The organism is Thalassospira sp. CA1 (assembly GCF_059052855.1).
In genome coordinates, this window is sequence record NZ_JBZCIA010000006.1 from 29,193 (window position 1) to 55,370 (window position 26,178).

General features: G+C 57.3%; 3 protein-coding genes. All 3 read left to right on the forward strand.

Annotation, left to right across the window (positions count from 1 at the left end; translation table 11 throughout):
• Nucleotides 1–630 precede the first annotated feature (630 nt).
• The 3 genes from AC5Q5A_RS11760 to AC5Q5A_RS11770 are packed head-to-tail and all read left to right on the forward strand — an operon-like array spanning nucleotide 631 to nucleotide 26,170.
• Nucleotides 631–7,086 carry a hybrid non-ribosomal peptide synthetase/type I polyketide synthase gene (locus AC5Q5A_RS11760; RefSeq protein ID WP_493895388.1) on the forward strand — a complete coding sequence of 2,152 codons (6,456 nt, stop codon included), beginning with the start codon at nucleotides 631–633 and terminating at the stop codon, nucleotides 7,084–7,086.
• Nucleotides 7,086–22,652: an amino acid adenylation domain-containing protein gene (locus AC5Q5A_RS11765; RefSeq protein WP_493895389.1), complete on the forward strand. Its 15,567-nt coding sequence runs from the start codon at nucleotides 7,086–7,088 to the stop codon at nucleotides 22,650–22,652. The genes AC5Q5A_RS11760 and AC5Q5A_RS11765 overlap by 1 nt, the downstream gene beginning before the upstream one ends.
• Nucleotides 22,649–26,170, forward strand: coding sequence for an alpha/beta fold hydrolase (locus AC5Q5A_RS11770; protein WP_493895390.1), 3,522 nt, complete (start codon nucleotides 22,649–22,651; stop codon nucleotides 26,168–26,170). Before AC5Q5A_RS11765 ends, AC5Q5A_RS11770 begins: the two co-directional genes overlap by 4 nt.
• Nucleotides 26,171–26,178 lie beyond the last annotated feature (8 nt).

A 26,178-nucleotide genomic window follows, 5' to 3' on the forward strand; every position in this document is an offset into this window, starting at 1 on the left:
GTTTACGGAATAGGAAATGTCGACGGGAATTGCGTATAAGAAAGCCATGATCGACGCTGTCAAGAAAATTTAGATCCCCGGCTTCATTTCAACCGTGAGATCAAGAGCACCGCCCATTTGATCACTTGTTATTCTTTCGCCATTTCCGCAAAACAAAAATCGGTATTCTGGTACCAACGGCACGGGAGGCATGTCTCTGTGGCGGACCCCATTTCGCGAATCGCGCATATAACCTTCACCGGTTTTCGTCCGGATTGGTCCGGTTGATCCATCCTGGCGGGAAATTTGCCGATATGGTGATCCGGGTCGTGATTTTTTTCCCGCCCGGCCATGCGGAATTACGGGCCCGGCCATACTATACGTTTGGCAGCGCTATCGCAGGGATCGTGCCATCCCGGTCAGGGGGTAGGCATTTGCGGATTGCGTCCGCACCAACCTTTGGCTGAATTTTCACTTATTTAACATCGATTTTTCACAACAGCCACTTGCAAAGCGAAGGTGATCCTCGGCATATTCAACCAGATATGTCTGGGGAAAAGCCTACTGCGATGCGCCTGTGTCCATAACCCTAGAAACGGGAACATGGGCCGTGTCACAAGATGGCGATAACAACGTTTGAAAGGTCAGACGTTGCATAAACAAGCAAGCACGTTTGCGCCGGGGACAGAACGGCAGGGAGAAGAACCGCTTACGATGCCGCAGTCGAGCATATGGCTTGACTGGGCAACGGGTGATGATTGTGCAAATTACAATATTTGCAGCGTCATCCGGTTTGAGGGCGATCTTGATGTTTCTGCCCTGCATCAGGCGATTGTCCGAACCGATCAGGAAAATGATGCCCTTCGGCTGCGGTTCGGCTCCTGCGGCGGCCAGCCGTTCCAGAGCTTTACTGATGCCTGCCGCGAAACCGATTTCAGCGTCATTGATTTAAGTTTTTGCGACGATCCTGTGCAGGTCGCAACACACGAGGTCGAGGAGATCCGCCGTCGGCCGCTTGATCCGGAAAACGGCTATCATTGCCGCCACCGCCTGCTGCAACTTGGTACGGGGCGTCTCTGGTGGGTTCGGGTGTATCATCATCTGGTCTGTGACGGATATGCCGGACACTTGATGGCCGAGCGCACAGCGGAAATCTATCGCGCGCTTAAAAGCGATACCCCTGTGCCCGAAACAATGTTCCGGTCATATAGCGATTTTATCAATGCCGATGCGCACTACCCCGAAACAGCGGCAATTGCGCGTGACCTTGCCTATTGGCAGGACCGCCTGAAAGAGGATCGGGAAATCACCCGGTTTTCACAGGAGAAACCGACAGGCAAGCTGGTTCAGGCACGACTTGAACAAACACTTGATGATGCGGAGATGGCCAGACTGTCCCAAACCGCCAAGGCCTGTGGCACGTCGCCGACGGCAATTGTCATGGCGGTTTATTTCATCCTGCTGGGCCAGGTGACCCATACCAGACACCCGAATATTACCTTGCCGCTACTCAACCGGATGGGCCGGGCGGAGCGCAATATGCCCGGTGCCTTTTCCTATATCGTGCCGTTTGATGCCGATCTGGATCAAACGCTGCGGTTTTCCGATCTGGCGCGCGATATTTTTGCCAAGGCACGCCGCGATGTCCGTCATATGCGCCTGGGCGCGCCGCGCATGCGGGCCGCCCGGCTGGGGGCCAGGGGCCTTTCGGGCAGCGGGGCATTTTTCAACAGTCTGGACGGGACGGAGCCATTATCTTTTGCCGGGGCCAGTGGCGGGCTTATCACACGCCGGGTCAATATCTATAACGGACCGGTCAGCGACCTTGGTCTGATTTATATGATGCAGGCAATCACCCCCGACCGGCACGAGGCCGAGATCATCTGGCAGTATGATACCGGCTGCCACGACCATAAATCCGTAACCCGCATTGCCGAACGGTTCCGGTGTTTTCTGTCGCGCGCGCTGGACAATCCGGATCAGGATATCGCCGCCATCGCCGCCGCCCCCGCGCATGAGCTTGCCACCATCCGTTCATTTGAAACCGGTCCGGCCTTTGCCCGCCCGCATCCCGAATGCCTTATTCCCGAACGCATTGATCAGGCGATTGCATCCCGCCCCGATGACGTGGCACTGATCACCGACGATTGCCGGGAAGTGACCTTCGCCAAACTGGGCAATATGGCCAATGCGGTCGCCCATGACCTGCAACGGAACGGGATTGCGCCGGGTGATTTTGTCGGCATGAATATTTCCCCCGGCGCGCAACAGATTGCCGCCGTGATCGGCATCCTGAAATGCGGGGCGACCTGTGTGCAGCTTGATCCGTTGCAGCCTGTGGCACGCAATGGGTTGATGGCGGGGCATCTTGGATGCCGGCGGGTTCTGACGGATAACACCGGGGCATGGCACGACGCCGGTCAAACCGCCATCACGGAAAGCGATATCAATACCGTTCAGGGCATTGATGGCAGCATCGCCCTTGACAATATCCGCGCCGAGATTTGCGGCGATGATATTGCCTTTGTCTTCCATACGTCGGGGTCAACCGGGCAGCCCAAGCCGGTGCCGGTCCATCATCGATCCCTTGCCGACAAGATAGATGTCGCCATTGAACAATTCGGCATCGGGTCGGTTGAAAACGGCACCCCGGAAAGAGTGGGGCTGTTCCCGTCACCGGGATTTGATCCATGGATGCTGCAATTCTGTGTCGGGTTGACCTGCGGGCATCGCATGTGGCTGATGACGCATGCGATCCTTCGTGACGGTCATGAATTCTGGAACGGTGTGATCAAGCACCAGGTCACCCACCTGATGTCGGTGCCATCCGTTTATGAAAGCGTGATCGATGCCCTTCCGGTCGATGGTGATTTCCGCCTACGCCGGATGATTGCCGGCGGTGAAGTCCTGCAGCCCGGCCTTGTCCGGCGGCTTTATGACGTTCTGGACGGTGCGGATATCTGGAACTGTTATGGCCCGACCGAGACGACCGTCCATATCGCCATGTACCGGATCCCCAAAGATGTTCAAACCAAAAACATCCCGATCGGCCCGGTGGATAAGGGGGCGGTTGTCCGCGTGCTTGATGACGACGGAAAACGGGTGCCGCTTGGCGTCCCCGGAGAGTTGTATATCGGTGGAATCGGGCTTAATCGCGGCTATATCAATATGCCTGCCGTGACCGCCGAAAAATTTGTCAAAGATCCGACCGGCGAAACTGCCGATACCTTTTATCGCACGGGTGATCTGGTGTCCTGGGCGGACGACGGGATGCTTTGTTATCACGGCCGCACGGACGAGCAGGTCAAGATCCGTGGACAACGGATTGAAATCGGGGAAATAGAATATCAGCTTTCGCGAATCTCCGGCATCGGGCAGGCCGCGGTATTGTATGTCAAAGGCCATCATGGCGGGGAACTGATCGGTTATCTTTCACCTGACGGACCTGCGGCGACGCGCCCGGATATTGGCGCTGTGCGCCGTGAACTGGCACGCCATCTGTCCGATGCGGCCCTGCCCGGCCGACTGGATTGGGTGGAAACGCTTCCGTTGCTGCCATCAGGCAAGGTGGACCGCAGGGCGCTTGTCGATCTGGCGCAAAAGCCCGATGGCAAACCACCCGTTGCGTACGCAAACCGGCAACCACCCGCCCGCACCAGCAAACCCGATCAGATGCGTTTGCATCAACTGGCCGGGCAAATTGCCCGCATCTGGATGGATCTGATCGAAACGGACGATATTGATTTTGATACCAACCTGTTTGAAGCCGGTGCCCATTCCCTGCTGGTGCCGCGTGCACAATTTGCGCTGTCAAAACTGGCCGGGCGCAAAATTGCATCGGTGGAAATATTCCAGCACCCGACCATCAATTCCTTTGCCCGGTATCTTTGTACCGATGAGCAAACAGGTGCCGAAACCGCAAAGCCCAGTCCGGTCCCACCCCGTCGAAATGAGTCTGACAATCATGACATCGCGAATGACATCGCGGTGATCGGCATGGCCATGCGCCTGCCCGGTGCGGATAACCGCGAGGCATTCTGGTCACTGCTTGAAAACGGTGTTGATCAGATAAGGGATATAGATATTTCGCGGCTGCGTGCGCTGGGTGGTGATCCCGCGATGCTTGAGGATGCGGACTTTGTCGCTCGCCACGGGATTCTTGACGATATCGACATGTTCGATCCCGCCCCGTTTGCCATGACCGCAGGCGAAACCATCGAAACCGATCCGCAACATCGTTTGTTGCTTGAAGTTGCGCTCGGCGCGCTCGAAGACGGGTCTTGCGACCCGGCGCGCGATGGCCCGGTTGGGGCCTATGTCGGGGTCGGTTTTCCGACCTATCTGATCGACGGTCTTGGGGATCGCCTGCGCCCTCGCCCCGATGCGATCCGCTATGGCATTTCCCTTGGCAATGACAAGGATTTTGCCGCCACACGGCTTGCCTACAAACTGAACCTGACCGGGCCTGCCATCGCATCTGCAAGCGCGTGCTCAAGCGGGCTGATCAATGTTGCCCAAGCCGTCTCTGCATTGCGATCCGGGCAATGCCGCGTTGCGCTGGCCGGGGGGGCCGCGCTTGGAATCAGTCCGGCGGGTGGATATTATTTCACCGAGGGCAGCATGGGATCGCGCAGCGGCGTGTGTCGCCCGTTTGACGCACAGGCCGATGGCGTTGTCGGCGGCAGCGGCGCCGCGATTGTCCTTTTGAAACGTCTGGGCGACGCCATTGCCGACAAGGACACCATCCATGCGGTAATCAAGGGGATTGGCACCAACAATGACGGCGCGGTAAAGGCCGCCTTTAGCGCGCCGAGTGTCGATGGCCAGGCCGGGGCCATTCAAATGGCCCTTGAGGATGCCAGAATTGATCCGGCCACCATCCGCTTTGTCGAGGGGCACGGCACCGCCACCGCCCTTGGCGACCCGGTAGAAATCGCCGCACTAAACAAGACCTATGCGCAATCCAACACGCCGCCATCGCGTCCGGTCTGGCTTGGGTCGGTCAAGGGTAATCTTGGCCATCTTGACAGTGCCGCCGGTGTCGCCGGCCTGATCAAGGCCATATTGGCCCTGCGCCACCGGGCCTTTCCGCCGACCTGTCATTTCAGCCAGCCCAATGCAAAGCTTGGTCTGGAGCACGGGCCATTTCAGGTAAACAACATTGTTCAACCATTATCAAATGAGGATGGCGAACCACTGCGCGCAGGCATCAGCAGCTTTGGGGTTGGCGGCACCAATGCACATGTGATCATCCAAGAAGCGCCACCGCACGATGAAGATGACCCTGCATCCCGCCCGATACCAGATGATGTTCCCCGTGTCCTGCCGTTTTCGGCGGCAAGCGAAGCCGCCTTGCACAAACTGATGGACACAACCGCAATCTGGCTGGACCAGCACAGGTCGAGACTTGCGATATCCGATGTTGCAAACAGCCTGTCGCGGCGCCATGCCCATCGTTTCAGGGCCGCGATTGTTGCGCCGGATATCGACAGTGCCATTTCCGCCCTGACCAATCCGAAATTATCCACCCATCATCAGGGTGTTGTCCAACGCAATACCCAACCCATGACATTCCTGTTCCCCGGCCAGGGGTCGCAGCGACCGGGCATGGCCGCAGACCTTTATACCAGTGATCCGGCATCGGCAAACCGCATCCGACAGGCATGCCGACAGGTCGCACAAGACGGCGGACCGGATGATCTTCTGGATTTGCTGACCATCCCGAATGAAAGCCCGGAAACATCCGCCCGCATGGCACGCACCGAAATCGCCCAACCGGCCTTGTTCATTTATCAGTTTTCACTGGCAAACTGGCTGATTGAAAATGGCATGTCGCCTGCGGCACTGGTCGGTCACAGTATTGGCGAATATGTCGCGGCCTGCATTGGCGGGGTGATGTCATTTGACGATGCGCTTCGCCTTGTGGTGATGCGCGGCCGCCTGATGGGCCAGACTGCGCCAGGTGCAATGTTTGCCCTTTCGATGACCGAGGCGGAGGTGGGCGACCTGCTGTCGGTCTTTGGTCCCGATCTGTCGATGGCAGCCATTAACGGACCCCGTCAATGTGTGGTGGCCGGCAGCATAGAATGCATCAATGCGCTTGAAGAACATATCACGGCACAGGGGAATTCCGGTCGTCGGCTTGTCGTATCGCATGCCTTCCATTCACGTATGATGGACCCGGTTCTGGATGCATTCCGCGATGTCGTTGCCAAAACCAGGCTCAGCGCACCGACACTTCCGATCCGATCCAACCTGACGGGTGGCTGGCTGGCCGCCGAGGATGCCCGCAATCCCGATTACTGGGTCCAACATCTGCGTAATGCAGTACGCTTTGGCGATAACATCAAGGGACTTCTGGCTGAAATGCCCGATATGATCATGGTCGAATGCGGTTTTGGCAACACGGCAAGCCGCCTTGCCATCGTCAATGGCACGCACACCGCCAACAGCATTGCCGTGCAACCGGCCCCCGGCCCAGATACCACCCGAAATGCTGCGCGCGCCCCCAAAGGGTCAAACACATTGGCCGATGCGATTGCCAAACTTTGGGTCAAGGGAACTAAACCGGATTGGGACAGGGTCAACCGGACCGCGGGGGCACGCCGCATTCCGTTGCCTACATATGCGTTCGACCGCCGCCGGTTCTGGCCCGAAACGAACAATATCCCGACATCTGACGCAACATCTGACTTTGCATCGGGCGCAACGCCGTTCGCCGTGCCTTCTGCCCCTGCGCAAGCCACATTGCCGACGGTTCGGAATGTGGAAAACGCGCCAAGCGACATGCAGCCGCACTACACCATTCTTGCAGTCTGGCGCGATATGTTTGGCGACCCGGCAATTGGTCCCGATGATGATTTCTTTGAACTTGGCGGAGATTCCCTGTTTGCGGTTCGGATCGCGACACGGCTTTCCGAGGTTCTGAATGCCGAAATTCCCGCCGCTGTGATGTTTGAAGGCCGCACGGTTGCGGGCGTGGTCGATCTGCTTGCGTCATTTGATCGCCAAACCACGCCGACCATCAACGCCCCGTCTGTTACGACAGCCACACCAAATGCACCCGCCACAGTCCCCCGGCCGTCACGCGAAACGGGAGTGCTATAATGAATACAGATCAACTGTTTCACCGCACGCAATCGGCCCGCGACCTGCTTGAAGATCTGCGTCAGCTCGGCATTGTGCTAAGCCTGCATGCCAATGGGCGCGATCTTTGTTTTGATGCCCCGACAGGCGCGTTTGATGATGCGCTGAAATCGCGCACACGTGACCTGAAAGCGGAAATTATCGGTTTGCTGGCGGAACCGTCCGATATGCAGGTAAATGGTTCCTCGGCGGGCCCGGTTATCACATCCTTCCCGGCCCACCCGGCCATCGAAGGGCAATGGATTGCGCGCTGCGATCAACCGGTAAACGCCAATTACCACATTGTTACCGGCTTTACCCTTCCGCCCGGGACGTCGTTCGATGCCGTACGCAATGCCATCAAAGGGATTGTTGAACGTCACGATGCGCTCAGATCGACCTTTGTCGAACGTGACGGTCAACTGATACAGCGTGTTCATGCCTTTATGCCCGTCGATGTGCGTAAAATCGACAACCCCCGTGAAATCCGTCTTGCGCTTTTTGATCTTGCAAACGGTCCATTGGCCCGGTTTGGCTATATCGAACACGACGATAATCCGGCACCGAAACTGGCCATGGCAATTGATCATCTGTGTTTTGACGGCCAGTCGATCATGTTGCTGCAAAAAGAGGTTCTTGCCGTTCTTGCCGGAAACAGACCCGGCAATGCCCCGGATATCGAAAACATTGTCCGCAATGCGCATCGCGATCTGGATTGCGAACGTGGCGAAGTTGCCCGGCATTTCTGGTCAACACGCAGTGACAAACTGTTATCCGTCGGCCTGCCGGACGACCCGGACGCAGATCCCGATGGTACTGGCAAACGCCGTTTGATCGAATTGACCGGCAAAAATGCCGACGCCTTCGCAACGCTTGCGCGCCATGCCCGCAAAACCACCCTGACCACCCTGTGGACGGCCCTGACCATCGCTGTCATTGCCCGCCACAAGGAAAACGGTACTGCCGTGATCGGCCTGCCCTTTGCCGGACGCAAGGACAGGGAAACCATGCAGGCGATGGGATGTTTTGTGAATGTCCTGCCGGTTGCGATCAAACCGGATATGACCGGAACCCTTGAGGATTTGACCAAACAGGTCGCCCACGAGGTTCTTTCAATACTTGATGTGCAGGATTATCCGCTTTCGCGGCTGATGCATGATCTGATGCAAGTCGCACAGGGGCCGACCGGCCAACCGTTTGATGCCGTCAATGTGATGGAAATCAGCGACAATACCTTTGTGATCGAGGATATCGACTTTGGTGCCGGTAAATTCCCCCTGATGATCGGTATGATGAAAAACGGTCCGAAAACATTTCTGGCTGTCGAGTATCAAAGCCACATCTATAGCGATGCATGGATCGAACGGTTGGCACAGCGTTTCCTGACCTTTGCCAATGCACTTGCCGACAATCCCGACATGCCGCTGGGTCTTGTTGATCTTTTGCCCGAAGATGAACTTAACCATCTGACCACCCGGCTGAATGATACCGCATCGGATTACCCGCGCGATTGCGGACTTGGCGAACTATTGGCCCGGCAGATTGCAAACCCGGCCAATGCCGACAAGATTGCCTTGCAGGATCGCGACCGGAAAATCACCTATCGCATGCTTGGGCAACAGGTGGCCGCGATTTCGGCGGGCCTTGATGCACTTGGCATCACCGCCGGATCAATTGTCGCACTTGCCGCCGACCGGTCGCTTGATGCGATTATCAATATTCTTGGTATTGCGTGGCATGGTGCGGGCTATCTGCCGATTGACAAATCGCTGCCAGGCGATGCCGTTGTCACACTGATGAAAGAATGCGGTGCCGATATTCTGGTTTGTGACAATAGCGAATTTGAACGTCTGTCGGGCATTTCCGATCATGTTCGCATCGCACAACTGCCCGACGCCCCCTACACCAATGCAACATCAGGCGCGCCATGCGCAAAACGTGCGGGCGATGATCTGGCCTATGTCATGTTTACATCCGGCTCGACCGGGGCACCCAAAGGTGTCCTGATCCCGAACCGGGCAGTTGCAAGGCTGGTTGTCAACAACCGGTCACTTGCATTTGATCACAACCTTGTCATGGCACAGGCCGCGTCACTTGGTTTTGATGCGGCCACGCTTGAAATCTGGGCTCCGCTTTTGAATGGCGGCAGGCTGGTTCTGATTGATAACGAAACCCTGTTTGATCCTTCGGCCCTGCGCACGGCTCTAACAGATGGCGGTGTCACCACCATGTGGCTGACAGCCAGCCTGTTTAACCGCATTGCCGATGATGCCCCGGATTGCTTTGCATCACTTAAGACTCTGTTAAGCGGCGGCGAAGCGCTGAGCCCGGTGCATCTGCAAAAAGTCATGCAAGCCTGCCCGGACCTTACCCTGATCAATGGTTATGGCCCGACGGAAAATACGACCTTTACCTGCACCCATCCGATCTCAGCCCAGGATGCCCGCGCCACAAGCATTCCGATTGGCAAACCGATTGGCAATACGCGCACATACATTCTTGATGACCGCGGGCAACCGGCCCCGACCGGGGTTTGGGGAGAGCTTTATGCCGCGGGCGACGGGCTGGCACTGGGATATTCCGGTGCGCCGGAACGCACCGGACGGGCATTTGTCACGTTTGATCACCTGCCCGAAACCCGCCTTTATAAAACGGGCGACCGGGCGCGTTGGCGCTCAGATGGTATCATCGAATTTGGCGGACGCGGTGACGGACAGGTCAAAATTCGCGGCCATCGGATCGAAACCGGTGCCATTGAACAGCAGCTTGGCACGATTGACGGTATCCGCAATGCCTGTGTAATGGCGGTTGGCAGCGGTGCGGATGCGTTCCTTGGCGCGGCAATCGCGTCTGATCAGGATAACAGCATTGCCTGGATAAAGGTGCTTGGCGACAAGTTGCCTGATTATATGATCCCGGAACGATTTGTTGTGCTGGATCATTTGCCGATTAACGTCAATGGCAAGGTTGATCGCAAGCAGCTTCTTGCTGAACTGACAAACACAGCACAGCTTTCCGCACAGACCGACAACGCCATCAGCAGCGACCTTGAACAGATCGTTGCCGAACATTTCAGGACCCTGTTTGGTAAAAAGGACATCACCGCATCATCGGATTTCTTTGCGCTGGGCGGGCATAGTCTTGTTGCCATGCGTCTTGCCGGATTGCTGGAAAAATCGACCGGCATTCGCCCGAAACTTCAGGATATCTTTGTTGCCCGCACGGTTGGCAGGATCGCCGCCCTGCTTACCGACCATCAACAGGATGGCCAACCATTCCTGATCCCGAAGGCAAACGGCCCGAAATTCGCCCTTTCAAGTGGACAGGCCCGCCTTTGGGTCCTGCAACGCATGCAACCGGATATGGCGGTTTATTCCGTCCCGGCCGCGTTTGAAATCAATGGCTCGATTGATGCGGATGCCCTACAGGCGGCTTTGCATCAGCTTGAAGAACGCCAACATGCGCTGCGCCTGCGGTTCAAATCCGATCCCCATCACCCCGATGGCGTCAGCCAGTATCTGGCACCCGCCGGTTCATTGTCTTTGGGGCGTCATGAAATGGACGAAGGCCGTGCGCACCTTTTCATCGCACACGAAACCGTCCGTCCATTCGACCTTGAAGACAAACCACTGGCGCGCGCCGATCTGATCACGCTGGGCCCGAACCGCCACTGGATGCTGGTTTCGCTGCATCATGCGATTTGCGATGGCTGGTCGATGCCGACATTGTTGCGCGATCTTGCCGCCCTTTACGCCTCGCAAACCGGCCATTTTGCATCATCCTTGCCAATCCTTGAACGGCATTACGAAGATTTTGCAACCTGGCAACAGGGATATTTGAATTCGACAGAAGGCACCGATTTGCTGGGTCGCTGGAAAGACCGGCTTTCCCCGCTGCCCGAACCGCTGAACCTGCCGACAGATCGCCGCCGCCCGAAGGCCCGCCGGTTTGCCGGTGATTTTTATGAAACGGTCTTTGGCGACGACACGGCCCGCCTGATCAATGATGCGGCAGACCGGCACGGCACAACCGCCTTTTCCGTTCTGACCGCACTTGTTCAGATCCTGATGTATCGGCAGTGCGGGCAGACCGATATTCCACTTGGCATGCTGGTGGCGGGACGCGAACAGACGGCCCTTGATGACGTTGTCGGTTTCTTCGTCAATACCGTCGTACTGCGCCAGGCAGTCAACCCTGATGCCGGGTTTGACGACCATCTGGCGCAAACCGGCAAAACCATCATTGATGCCCTTGCCGATCAGGCCGCCCCGTTCGAGGATGTGGTCGCAGCCGTCCATGCACCGCGCGATCCCGCGCGCAATCCGCTGTTTGATGTTCTGGTGGCCTGGCAGGACAGTATCCCGGACCTTGGCAAACTTGGCGATGCGGAACTCACGCTTCTGAAATCCGAATTTCCGTTTTCGAAATTCGATCTTGCATTCTATTTCAGCAAACGCAACGAGACCGTTGTTTGCCAGATCGAATTTGATACCGACCTGTTTGACAAATCGACCATTGAGGCGATTTTCAACCGGCTTGAAACCCTTGCCAGGGCGGCCCTGTCGGCGGGGTCGGCAACCGAAATCGCCAAACTGCCGATTTTGCCTGCGACGGAACAGGCGCAGATTGATCAATTCAATGCCACCGATCTTGATCTTGCGATTGAACGCAGTATTTCCGAACCGTTTATTGATCAGGTTCGCGCCACACCAAACTCACCGGCAGTTATCGGAACATCGGCAACGCTAAGCTACGCGCAATTTGCCCGGCGTGCGGCCGGGATTGCGGCAAAACTGCGCGCGTCATCGGTCGGACGCGGTGATGTGATCGGCGTTGCCGTGCGACGGTCGATTGACATGCTGGCGGCCATTCACGGTATCCTTCTGGCGGGTGCGGCATACAGCCCACTTGACCCGGATCACCCCGAACAGCGCCGCAAGGATATGCTTGATGATCTTGGCTATCCGCGTGTGATCACCACCGCCGATCTGGCACATCTGTTTGACGCCGATAAAGTCCTGATCATTGATGGCAGCGAAGATGCCGATATCTTTGATCCCGTCAACGCACCCGATAGCCTTGCCTATGTGCTGTTCACATCGGGATCAACCGGGCGGCCAAAGGGCGTGGAAATTGCCCATCGCGGTGTTTTGAACCGTATTCTGTGGATGCAGAATGCCTTTCCGATTGGCCCCGACGACGTCATTTTGCAAAAAACCCCGATCACATTCGATGTGTCAGTGTGGGAGCTGTTCTGGTGGTCATGGACCGGCGCGCGCGTTGTCCTGCCCGATCCGGGTGTTGAACGCGATCCGCAACAACTGGCCGAGGCCATTCGCGACCATGGTGTTACGACCATGCACTTCGTGCCCTCGATGCTGGCAAGTTTCCTGTTTTCGATTGAGCACGGCCTGGTCGATATTGAAAACCTTGCCAGCCTCAAACGTGTTTTCGCCAGTGGCGAGGCGCTTGACCCGGCACTGGTACACCGTTTCAACAATCTGTTGTTTCATCGTTTCGGAACGGAACTGCATAATCTTTACGGCCCGACCGAGGCCACAGTCGATGTCACATGGCATGCCTGTTCGCCACTGGACAACCCCGATATTGTCCCGATTGGCAAACCGATTGCCAATACCAGCATTCGCATCCTTGACGACAAACTGGGCGACATGCCGATTGGCATCGCTGGTGAAATCGTGCTTGGCGGCCGGCAGATTGCACGTGGCTATCGCAACCGTCCGGAACTGACGGCCGAAAAATTCCCCGACGATCCCGGCCATCCTGGGCACAAACTTTATCGCACCGGCGATCTTGGCCGCTGGCTTGCGGACGGGTCGGTCGAATATCTTGGCCGGATTGATCATCAGGTCAAAATTCGCGGTTTCCGCATTGAATGCGGCGAAGTCGAAACCGCGATTGAAAGCCACGCCATGGTTGAACGCGCACTGGTCAAGGCGGTGCGCGTTGGCGATCTGGATGAATTGCATGCCTTTGTGCTGGGCGATGATGCCCTGAGCATTGGCATCCTGCGCGATCATCTCCGCACTCGACTGCCTGAATATATGATCCCGGCGCGTTTCTTTGCCCTTGATCATTTGCCGCTTACCAGCAGCGGCAAGGTTGATCGCAAAGCCCTTTTGGGTAAACCGATGACGGGGTCGCCCAAAATCGCCGGGGGGAAATCAAAACCCGTCATCGCGACACAGCCCGATGCCGATCATCAAGAACTGGCAAACCTTGAACGTGTCCTGCAACGGCTTTGGCAGGAAATTTTGCCCGGTGTCATCGCCAACCGTGATGACGGTTTCTTTGATATCGGTGGCAATTCGCTTTTGCTGCTGCGGCTGCATGAAAAGATCAACGCCCGCTGGCCCGGCAAGGTCAGCATTGCCGATCTTTTTGCCAGTGCCACCATCGCACGTCAGGCCGAACTTCTGGCCGGGCGGGATATTCCGGCAGATGATCTTGCCCCTGCACCTGCTTCACAGCTTGCAACCACTGATCCGATTGCCATCATCGGCATCGGACTTCAGCTTGCCGGGGCGGACGATATCGACACATTCTGGTCGGATGTCGCACAGGCGACAGACCGTGTGCGTCCGCTTCCGACCAAACGTGATCAGGAAACCCGCGAAATCATGTCCGCCATCGGGCGACAGGTTCCAGAAAATTTCCGTCAGGCTGCCTATCTTGACCGCATCTTTGATTTCGATCCGGGCCGCTTCCGCATGGCACCGGCCGACGCCGCCCTGATTGACCCGGAACAGCGCCTGTTTATCGAAACCGCCCTGATGGCAATGGAAAATGCCGGTTATGGCGGACAGGCCCTTAGGGGGCAAAAAGTTGGTATTTTTGCGGGTGGCGGGGCAAACCCGGCATGGCGCATTGCGATGGAACATGTTGCACGTGACAAGGCAGAACAGGTCTTTGCCCTGAATGTGCCATCCAACATGGTAACACGCTTGTCGTTCCTCAAGGATTGGCACGGCCCGGCCAGTATTGTCGATACCGCTTGCTCGTCCTCGTTGGTTGCCGTTCATCAGGCCTGTCAGAACCTGCGAAGCGGTATGTGCAGTATCGCCCTTGCCGGTGGTGCCAAACTGATCCCCTGCCCGCCCGATGCCGATGGCGGGTTTACCATCGATTCCTCCACCGCCCGCACCCGCGCCTTTGACGATAGTGCCGATGGCACCGGCATGGGCGAAGGCAGCGTGGTCTTTGTCCTAAAACCGCTCGGCGATGCACTTGCCGATGGTGATCCGGTTCATGCCATCATCCGTGGCAGTGCCGTTAACCAGGACGGCGCGTCAAGCGGGGCGGCTGCGCCCAACCCGGCCATGCAGGCCGATGTCATTCGCGAGGCCGCGCGCGCAGCCGATATCGAACTGGGTTCCATATCCTATATCGAGGCCCATGGTACGGGCACATCGCTTGGCGATCCGATTGAAATCGATGGCCTGACCCGTGCTTTTGCCGGAAGCACGGATGAAACAGGTTTTGCCCTGATCGGTTCAGGAAAGGGAAATTACGGCCATCTGGATGGTGCGGCTGGTGCGCTTGGTCTTGCACGCGCCATCATGGCGCTGCGTTTTGATCAGGCCCCGCCGCAACCCTTCTTTGAAACCCCCAACAGCCGGATTGATTTTGCCCGTGCGCCGGTGCGCCCGACCAACCGCCTTGAACCATTGGCCGACCGTGGCGTACCACGACGGGCCGGGGTCAGTTCATTCGGGCTAAGCGGCATCAACGCCCATGTGATCCTTGAAGCTGCCCCGAAACATGCGGCAAATACACAATATACTATCAGGCAAAACGGGGTGTTTATCCTTGCCCTTTCCGCCGCCAGCGATGCCGCATTAAGCGACTATGGGGCCAAACTGCATCGCAATATTGCCAACAACCCCGGCCTTGATGTCCGCGACATTTGCCATACGCTGGCAACCGGGCGGGATCAGCTAAGGCATCGCTTTGCCGTTGCGGTTTCGGATCGTGACAGCCTTCTGAATGCCCTTGCCGGATTGATTGCGGGTGACAAGGCAAATTGTGCGGCCCCAAAACCCGCCACCAATGCCTTGTCGGTTCCGGCGGCATCTGGCAATCTTGACGATGCAACCGCCAATGCCCGCCAATGGCTGGCGGGTGCCAATCTGGTCTGGCCGCAGGATATTCGGGCAAAGCGTGTTGCACTTCCGCATGCGCCCTTTGCAAAAATCATCTGCAAACCTGTCTTTGGCGGCAATCGCCCCCCCGAAAGCGCCATTATGACTGGCCCGGTCGAAACGGAAAAAGGCCGTTGCTTTGCCATTCCGGTCAGTGCCCCGTCCTTCTGGCCGACGGGCGAGCATTACCTGAACGGACAGCCGACACTGGTCGGCATGGCCGTTCCTGCCCTGATCGCCATGGCGGTCCGCAACGCAACGGGCGACCCGTCAGTACAAATTTCCGACCTTAAATGGCAACGGGCATTGCTGCCCAATGCCCTGCCCGATGGTACGGCAACGCTGTTGCTTGGCAATGACGGGCTGGCCGAACTGGGGGGCCGTCTGAAAAACGGGAAATGGTCGGTCTTTGCCACGGCACGCTGGTCACGTAACGGACCCGCAAGAAACTACGGCGATGGTTTGCCTTCCCTTGATCACACGCGGGGAAAATGCACCCTTCCGGCCAATGTCATGCCTTATGCTCGTCAGGTCGGCCCGATCACGATCAGCAACCGCTGGGATTGCCGGGTGTCCATGGATTACAGCGCCGACGAAACCATGGCGGTCATGCATCTTAAGCTGAAACCGCAATATCATGCCGACCTGCATGACTGGATCATACATCCGGCGATGGTTGATATTGGTTGCAGCATGATATTGACGGCCGACGATCAGGGCGTTGTCCCGATCAGCATTGATGCAATAACAATTCATGCGCCCTTTACCGGCAACGTGATTGTCTGTGCCGAACGGCGTGATCCGGGGCAGGTCAACCTCACCTTCTTTGACGCAGACAGCGAAAAGCTGCTTCTGAGCATCAAGGGTATTAGTTTCTCCCGGGATGACCGCCGCCAAGACCTGCCCGCAGTGCCGGACTTGTTGAAAATTGACTGGGTGCCAAACACCGTTGAACTGCATCCGGTTCCTGAAAATACCCTGATGATTTCCGATGGCGATTTCTGGCCGGTCCCGCCTGCCTGCCAGTGCGTCCATCCCGATGTCATCCGTTCTGGTGGCAAGGCGTTGCTGGCAACGGCGCAAAACGTCATTCTGGCGTTGCAGCCAGGTGATGACATGGCGCTTCGAACCGCAAAATGCCTGCGTGATATCCTGCGCAGCATGCGCGGGCGGATGCGGCTTGTCGTTGCCGGATGTGGCGCCTGTCAGATCGATCATGACAGTGTTTCACCCGACCCGGATCAAAGTGCGGCGGCCGGTGTTGCCATCGCGGTGGCAGCCGAGGAACCGCGTCTTGTGCTCAGCTTTGCCGATATCGCACCGGATGATTTCATTGCCCATATCGGGATCGAATTGGCATGCGAACCGGACCGCGACCGGGTTTCGGTTTATCGCAATCAGGTCCGGTATCACCGGAAACTCCACCCGGTTTCAGGGGACGAGAACCTGACACGCGCCAACTGGCCCGATCACGGGGTTTGTGTCGTGACCGGCGGTACCGGCGGCTTTGCCATGGCCCTTGCCGAAGAAATGGCAGCGGGCGGGAAGCTCAAGCTTGCCCTGCTTTCGCGCCGGGGGGAGGATGGTCTGGAGGCCACGGCACAGTCAAGGATTGCCGACTTGCGTGCAAAGGGGATTGATATCTCGATCCTTGCCTGTGACGTGGCCGACAGGGCCGCCCTTTCCGATACCCTTGCCACGATCCGCGATACGCTTGGCCCGATCACGGCCATCGCCCATGCCGCCGGGCTTGCTGATGGCGGGTTCCTGGCGGTGCGCGATATGGATGCATTCGAAAGCATCATGGCCGCCAAAATCAACGGGGCCCGTCATCTTGATGCCCTGACCCTGAATGACCCGATAAAGGCCTTTGTCATGTTCGGCAGCCTGACGGCCATAGCCGGTGTACCGGGGCAGGCCGCCTATAGTGCCGCCAATGCCTTTCTTGATGGCTTTGCCCGTTACCGCAGATCACAGGGCCGCCCAGCACTGACCATCGACTGGTGCGCCCTTGGCGAACAGGGCATGGCCGCACGCCATAATGTTCCGCGTCAGGACGGGGCGACAATCACCCCGCGACAAGCCCCGATATTCTGGCGCGATGCCATGCGCAGCACAGCACCACAGCTTGTTGTGCTTTCCCCGGCCCTTGCCGGGGAAACACCCGACCATCCGACACATCCCGTTTCGACGACCGCCCGCGAAATTACCGGGCCACAAACGGCACCGGCGATGGATATCGTACAGAAAATCGCGGCAATCTGGGCCGAGACGCTTGGTTATGATGCCATCGCCCCGGAGGATGATTTCTTTGCCCTTGGCGGGGATTCAATTACCGGCATGCAGATCGTTGACCGGATCAATGCCGAACTGGACATGGTGCTGTCGATTTCGGATCTGTTTGCCACACCGACTGTGGCTGAGTTGTCTGCACAATTCGCACCGCCAATGTCGCAAACGCCCGATTATCCTGAAACACAGGGTGAAACACTTAACCCCGTCGGCAAAATCGCAAAAATCTGGGCTGAAATCCTTGGCTATCACAGCATCGACCCGGACGAGGATTTCTTTGCCCTTGGCGGGGATTCGATCACCGGTATGCAGATTGTTGACAGGATCAATACCGATCTTGCCTGCGACATCAGCCTTGCAGACCTGTTTGAAACCCCGACGATCACCGCACTGGGCGCAGCGCTTGGCGCGAAGATATCGCCGTTGACCGAACCAGCGCAAGCCATCCCGCCCCCCGCCATAACGGCAGAGCTCCCGACATCACCGCCCGCAAACACTGAAACCGAAACGGATATCGACCCGCGCCGCGCGCCGGAAATGGAAATCTATCCGCTGGCGCCCGAACAGGTTTCCGTGCTGCATGCCGAACAGAGCGGCAATATGGGCACGGCCTTTAACCTGCCGCATGCCTTCATGCTCGATGACAATGTTGATCCTGATCGCCTGCGCGATGCCATCGCCCAACTGACGCAACGTCATGAAATCCTGCGCACCCGGTTGATTGCCAATGGCGATGACTGGGTCATGAAAATTCTGCCCCTTCTGGACGCCCTGACCGATCTGACGCTGATCGAACCTGATCCTTCGATATCCCTTGAAGATGCCTGTGCCGATCTTGTCACGCCGTTCGATCTGGCAACGGAAATTCCCGCGCGCTGGCGTCTTTTATGTGCCGCAGATGGCCGAAAGGCACTGTTTTTTGATATCCATCATACGGTTTCCGATGGCTTTACCATCGAAATGCTGTTGGGGGAATTGCTGGCCCTTTATCGCGGACAGGCGCTGGCACCGCTGCGTTATCAACTTCGCGATTATGCCTGCTGGACCCGGCAACCCGAAAACCTGAAACGACTTGAAAAGGCGCGTGATTACTGGCTATCACTCTATCAGGGGCCCCTTCCGAAACTGGATCTGCCATCGGATCGCAGACGCCCGGCTGTTCACAGTTTCAGAGGCGAAATCATCGGTTTTGAACTTGATCCGGCCCTGTTGAAATCGGCCCGCAAATTCGCATCTGATCAACGTGTGACCATGTTCTCGCTGATGATGGCGACATGGTTTGCTGTGCTTGGCAGGATCACCGAAACCAACGATCTGGTCATCAGCGTCCCGGTCAACCAGCGCGACGGCACAGGGTTTGGCAATGTGCCGGGCATGATGGTATCGCTTCTGCCGCTCCGCATGCAGATTGCCGATGAAGACACCTTTGCAACCCTTTTGCACAAGGTACAAAACCATCATATTGATGCCCTGCGCCACCGGGCCTATTTCCTTGATCTGCTGCTTGATGACCTGTCGCCACCGGCAACCCCCGAACGCACGTTGCTGTCCGAGGTTTCCCTGTCCTACATGAACTATGCGCAAGGGGATTACGGACCCGATGATCAGACCGACAGCATGCGCCCCATCGGCCTTGGCCGCCAGCAATGCAAGAATGATCTGGCAATCTTTGTCCGTGACCTGCCGGAAAGAATGGCCATCTCGTTCGATTATTATGCCGATATGTTTGATCGGGCCCGCATGATCGAACTTGCTCAGGTCTTTACCACAACGCTGCAAAATCTGGTCGGGACGCAAACCACTGCAACCACTCTGCCGGTTTTCGATCTTGACCTTCTTCCCGATGATCATCGCAAGAACATCGCAATATGGGAACAGGGCCCCCAACCGCATATTGACCTTGATCACCGCGCACATGGCGGACTGTTTTCGATATTCGCCCAACAGGCATCCCTGACCCCGAATGCCTGCGCCATCCGCGATACCAGCGGCACTTGGACCTTTGCCGAATTGCAGGCCAAGGCACGTTCCATCGCCTATTGCCTTAAAACAGCCGGGGTCGCGCCGGGGGATCTGGTGGCGATGCATATCGAACGCGGTCGCCCTGCAATTGCGGCAATTCTGGGGATTACCGCCGTGGGTGCCGGATATGTTCCGCTTGATCCGGCCTATCCGGCGGCACGCAATCAATTCATCCTGTCCGACAGCGGGGCAAAACTGGTTCTGGTTGATGACGGGGGATATGACGCGCTTGCTTCCCTGTCCGAAAACGATGATCCAACCCCGATGCGGATCAATATTGCCGGGATTGCCCCGGCACCTGCCGATTTCGCACTGCCCGTCCTTCCCGACCCGGATGGCTTGCCTGCCTATATGATGTATACCTCCGGCTCGACCGGGACGCCCAAGGGGGTTCTGATCGAACAGGGTGCGGTACGGCGACTGGCCTTCGGGGCGGATTACGCCAACATTGTTGCCGGTGATGTGGTCGCACAGGCAGGTCCCCTGGCGTTCGATGCCGCGACCTTTGAAATCTGGGCCACCTTGCTGGGCGGGGCGGAAATCGCGGTGATTGATCGCGATGACCTGCTTGATCCGGCGAAACTCGGCCAGGCCTTGTCGCAGTCTGGCGTTACCAAGATGTTCATGAGCGCAGGGCTCTTCAACCGCCAGATTGATCACGATCCCCGCACGCTTGGATGCCTTGATATCCTGATGGTTGGTGGCGATGCCATCAGCAAAAAGCATGTTCGCACCTTCCTGTCCGCATGCCCGGATGTTAAGGTTCTCAACGGCTATGGCCCGACCGAAAGCACGACCTTTGCCGTTGTCGGCCCGATCACCGAAGATGACCTGTCGGGCGACACCGATAGCACCATCATTGGCAAACCGATTGCCTTTACCAAAACCCGGATACTTGATCCCAATGGTCAACGGGTGCCGGTTGGCGTGTGGGGCGAATTGATGATTGGCGGGGCGCGGCTGGCGCGCGAATACTGGAAACGCCCGGACCTGACGCGCGAACGGTTTGTCCCCGATCCCGATCACCCCGGCGAACGACTGTATCGCACCGGCGACCTTGCCCGCTGGACCCGGGATGGCCGGATCGAATTTGGCGGACGCCATGACAATCAGATCAAATTGCGTGGTTTCCGCATTGAACTTGATGAAATCGAACAGCAATTGCAATCCGCCCCCGATATCAGGAATGCGGTTGCCCTGTTTGATGCCACAGCCCCAGACGGCGGGGCGATTATCGGCTGCATTCAGCCTGTCTCAAACGATGACGGAACCACACGCGATATTGATGTCGCGGCCGTGATGGCATGGCTTGGCACCACCCTGCCCGGCTATATGATCCCGGCAAAGTGGCAAATCGTCGATACCATCCCGATCACCGCCAATGGCAAGGTTGACCGCAAGACGTTGCTTGATACCCTTCGCACGCAATCCGGCATCACGCCCCATGCCACAGGTGACGGAACCGATACCCCACCGGCCAACGCAGCCGAGGAACTGGTTGCCGATATCTTTACCGAGGTGTTCGCAACCCCGATCCAGAACCGCTATGCCAGCTTTGCACAGCTTGGTGGTCACAGTCTGATGGCCATCCGGATTGTGAACCGCATTGCGGATCGGACCGGAATACGCATCGGCATGGCCGATTTCTTTGCCAATCCGACGGTGGCGGGGCTTGCGCGTCACATCGACAATGCCCCCACCGACAGGACAGTCACGGGCACTGGCCAAATCCCGCCCGCACCGGAAATGGAATATTACCCGGCCAGCCACGCGCAGAAACGGCTTTATCTGTTATCGCAGATGGAAGGCAATAGCGGTGCCTATGGCATGCTGTATGTGTTCCGCTGCATCGGTGATTTACGGGCCGATATCCTGCAATCCGCCCTGACCCGACTTGTGGATCGCCATGAAACTCTGCGCACAGGTTTTGCCGAACATGACGGGGCAATCACCCAGAAAATCCACGCGACCACCCCGCCCACCGTCGCGTTCGATGATCTGTCCGGTCATGATGACCCGGTCCGCGAAGCCCTTCGCCTGACCCGGCTTGAGGCCGCGACCCCGATCATCCTTGATCAGCCGCCCCTGATCCGCGCCCGCGTCATCAAGGTGGCAGATAATGAAAGCCTGATGATCCTGATGAGCCATCACATCGTCGGCGATGGCTGGTCGTCGCGTATCCTGATCAATGAACTTGGCACCCATTACGATGCCGTTCTGCATAACCGCAAAGATCCCCTGCCGCCCCTTCCGATCACCTATAAGGATTTTGCCCATTGGCAATCCCGCCAGGATTGGTCCGATGCCGCCGATTACTGGCGACAACAGCTTGCCAATGCCCCCGAAAAGATCAATCTGCCAACGGATCGGCCCGTGCCGGAAAAACAGTCCTTCCGCGGGGCGCATGCGCATCTTGCGCTGCCTGATGATGTTTTGGCCGGTCTGCACAGGCTTGCCCGCCAGCACGACACAACATTGTCGTCGGTTGGCTTGGCCCTGTTTTCGGCCATGCTGTATCGTCTGACGCGACAGCGCGATATGGTGATCGGCATGGGGGTTGCCGGGCGTGAACGCATCGAAACCGAAGGATTGATCGGCTTTTTTGTCAATGTTTTGCCGATCCGCATGCAGCTTGATGATGATACCAATCTTGGCGACCTGATCCGTGCCACGCATACCAACATTGCCAATGCGCTCGACCGGCAGGCCTTCCCGTTTGATGCACTGGTTCGCGCCGTCGCCCCCAAACGCAATTCCAACCGACAGCCATTGGTCAATGTGGTGTTTGAATATCAGCGCTTCGAGGCCGTGGCCGAACTGACGCAGACCGGGTTGCCGTTGCTTGCCCCCGATGCCCCAGGCATTCTGCCTGCGAATATGGATGCCTTTATCGACAATACCACGGCCAAACATGACATCATCCTGTTCCTGACCGAAGAAGCCGGACAGGCCCGTTTCACCCTTGAATATGACACCGATCTGTTCGATGCGGAAACCATGCAGCGCTGGTTGGCCTTCCTTGGCAAGTTCGCCGCATCCGCCGCACAAAATGCCCAAAGGGACCCAAAATGAAGATCGCCGATTTCGATTTTGAAACCCTCGATACGCCGTCCGGGGACGATACCCGACCCGATCCCCATACCCGGGCGACAACCGGCAGCATTGTTGACCGGTTTGCAACGATGGCGGCATCTCATCCCGGTCGCATCGCCGTGCGCGATGAGTTTGGCGAAATCAGCTATGGGGAACTGGATCGTCAAAGCAATCGTATTGCGCATTTCATTGCCGGTTTGAACCTGTCTGACGGGGCGCTTGTCGGGGTAATGACCGGGCGGAACAAACATTATATCACCGCAACCCTTGGCATTTTGAAGGCTGGCCTTGCCTTTGTGCCACTCGACCCAAGTGTGCCATTGATCCGGCGCACAACATTGGTGCGTGATGCAAGGATACCGCTAATCATTTCCGAAGGTGCCCATATCGGCGATCTGCACCAGTTGCAGTGGCGCTGCAAATCCGTTGTCGACATTTTGTGCCTTGATTGCGACGATATTGATACCCTGACCGAAAATCCCGGTTCCCTGATGTCGGTCGAGCTTTGGGACCATCTGGCGGGTGATGAGGCCGACAATATTCAGGCCGGTGGATGGAAAAGCGCCTTTACCGGGCAACCGATAGCGCAAAGTGCAATGGATGCCTTTGGCGAAAATGCCCGCAACAAGGTTGCCGGACTGGTATCACGCGATGCGCGTGTGCTTGAAATCGGCTGTGCATCCGGTTTCACCATGGAACATGTCGCCCCGGTGGTCGGCACCTATGTTGCCACCGATTTGTCGCGCCGCAACGTCGAACGGACCGAGGCACTGGCGATCAATCTTGGCATGACACATGTCATCGGCCGCCAGCTCAGCGCACATGATATTGATGTTTACGAACCGGGTTCGTTTGATCTGATCATCATGAACAGCGTGATCGAAAACTTCCCCGGATACGGTTATTTGCGGGCTGTCCTGACAAAGGCCAAAACCCTGCTGGCACCGGGCGGAGTGATTTATCTTGGCAATGTCTGGGATGCAGATCGCCGCGATGCCTACCTCGCCGATCTGGGCCGGTTTGCCCGCAATACGGTCGGCCAAGGCTATAACACCCGGCTGGATTTCCTCGAAGACCTGTTTGTCCCGCAATGCTTCCTTGAAGACTGGGCCGGCGAACAGGGTGGTTTTGTCACCAAACGATCCGCAATCAATGCCGACGGGTTCGATCCCGCCCCCTATACATTCGATTTTGTCCTGTCATCGGACCCTGCCAAACGGCCCGCCCCGCGCCAAAAGCACCGCCACGATCAGGTCGCGTTAAAAGCCCTGCCCGACAAGCATATCGCACAGAACACCACCGCGCACAGTCTTGCCTATGTCCTGTTCACCAGCGGCACAACCGGCGCGCCCAAAGGGGTCATGATCGAACATGGATCGGTCGTAAACCTTGCCCAGTCGGTTCTCGATACGCAGTTAAAACAGATCGGTGCCAATGCCCCGGATCGTGTGCTTAACCTGACCTGTGTCGCGCCCTTCGGGTTTGACGGCTCCATCGTTCAGATTTTTGCCGCCATCCTGAACGGCTATTGCCTGAACATCACCGGAACGGCCACACGCAGCGACCCCGAAGCACTGCATAACCTGATGGTTGCCAACGCCATTGATCAGCTGGATGCGACGCCAAGCCTGTTTTCCCTGTTGCTGGATTACTGGGAAGAAAACAGCCTTTCCTGCCCGGCAAAGATGGTCGTTCTGGGGGGCGAGGCGGTGTCGACCCGACTGGTTGAACGTTTCTTTGCCCTGCTTGGCCAAACCGACCGCAAACTGGTCAATGCCTATGGCCCGACGGAATGTTGCGTTTCATCTGCCCAGTATGTGATGACCGCACACAATCACAAACAGATCCTGCCGCCGCCGATTGGCAAGGCCATTCAGGGCGTACATGTGGAAATCTGCGACGATACGGGCCGTCCGTTGCCCGATGGCGTTCCGGGCGAAATCCGCATTAGTGGTGCGGGTGTTGCACGCGGCTATCTGAACGATCCGGCCCTGAGTGCACAGAAATTTGTTACCGCCCCCGACGGTAACCGTTTCTATCGCAGTGGCGATATGGGTCGGCGGCGCAGTGATGGTGAAATCGTTTTCCTTGGCCGGGAAGACGGTCAGATCAAGGTGCGCGGCAACCGGATCGAACTTGGCGAAGTCGAACATGCCCTGCTTGCCCATCCCCATATTCGCCGCGTGGCTGTGATTGCCCATGATCGCCAGAAAGACGGCAATCTTGTTCTTGTCGCCTATGTCGTTACCGATGACGATGCCCATGCCGAATTCGATATTGCAGCCTGCCGGGCAACACTTGAACAGGCACTGCCGAACTATATGGTCCCCAGTCACCTGATCATGATTGATGATTTGCCCCTTACCGTGAATGGCAAAATCGATCTTTCGAAGCTTCCCGTCCCCGAAAACACCGATCAGGCGACAAGCCCCCCTGTCAAACCGCTTGGCAGCGCGCATGAACGAACCGTTGCCCGCCTGATGGGCGAAACCCTTGACTGCACCGTCGATGATGCGACTGCCGATTTCTTTGATCTTGGCGGGCACAGCGTTCTTGCCGTTCAGTTCCTGTCAAAAATCAACAAGGTCGCGAATGTCAAAATTCCGCTGGGCGATCTGTTTACATGTGCCTCTGTTGAAAAACTGGCCGCCCGCATTTCCGAACTCGAAAACGCCAAAGATGTCAAAAGCCCGATTGTTACCGTCAATGCGTCGGGGGCCAAACCGCCGATGGTCTGTTTCCATCCGGTCGGCGGCAATGTGCTGTGCTATCAAAACCTGGCCCGCGAATTCGGCCCGGATCAGCCCCTTTATATGATTGAATCGCAGGGCCTTGAAGAAGGCCAGAATTTGCTGCCAACGGTCGAGGAAATGGTGGCGGCCTACATCCCCGCCATCCGGGAAACGGTTCCCGATGGCCCGATCCGTGTTGTCGGCTGGAGCTTCGGCGGGTTGCTTGCGTTCGAGGCCGCGTTTCGCATGCAACAGGCCGGGATGGATGTGCGCAATATCATCCTGCTGGATGCAATCGCCGTCCCCGATGCGGTGCGCGCCATCCTGCGCAAGGGTGAGGCAGAATATCTTGCCGATATCTTTGCCGAACTCGGGATTGTCACGGTTGATGAATTGCGCCCGCTGACACCGGAAGAACGCATTGACCTGCTGCTCGAACGTGGCAAGAATTGCGATCTTCTGCCCGATGAGGCGGATCGTGGTACCATGCGCCGCCTGCTGGCTGTTTTTCAGAACAATGCGCTGGCTGCGGTGCATTATGTTCCGCCCAAAATTGACGGTATTGACGTCCTGCTGTTGCGCCCGACAACCGAAACCCGTGCCGCCCCCGGTCTCGAAGGCGATCAATATAGCGGTTGGCGGAGGGTTGCTGGCGACAATCTGACCCTTGAATGGGTCAACGGCACCCACGGGTCGATGATGTTCGATCCCGATGTGATCGAAGTCGCGGAACGCATTCGCGCGCATCTTGAAAAGACCAAATGACCAGATTG

Bases quoted from the DNA above. Each gene is read 5' to 3' on its own strand.
- AC5Q5A_RS11765 (WP_493895389.1), top strand. From the start codon at position 7,086: ATGAATACAGATCAACTGTTTCACCGCACGCAATCGGCCCGCGACCTG.
- AC5Q5A_RS11770 (WP_493895390.1), top strand. From the start codon at position 22,649: ATGAAGATCGCCGATTTCGATTTTGAAACCCTCGATACGCCGTCCGGG.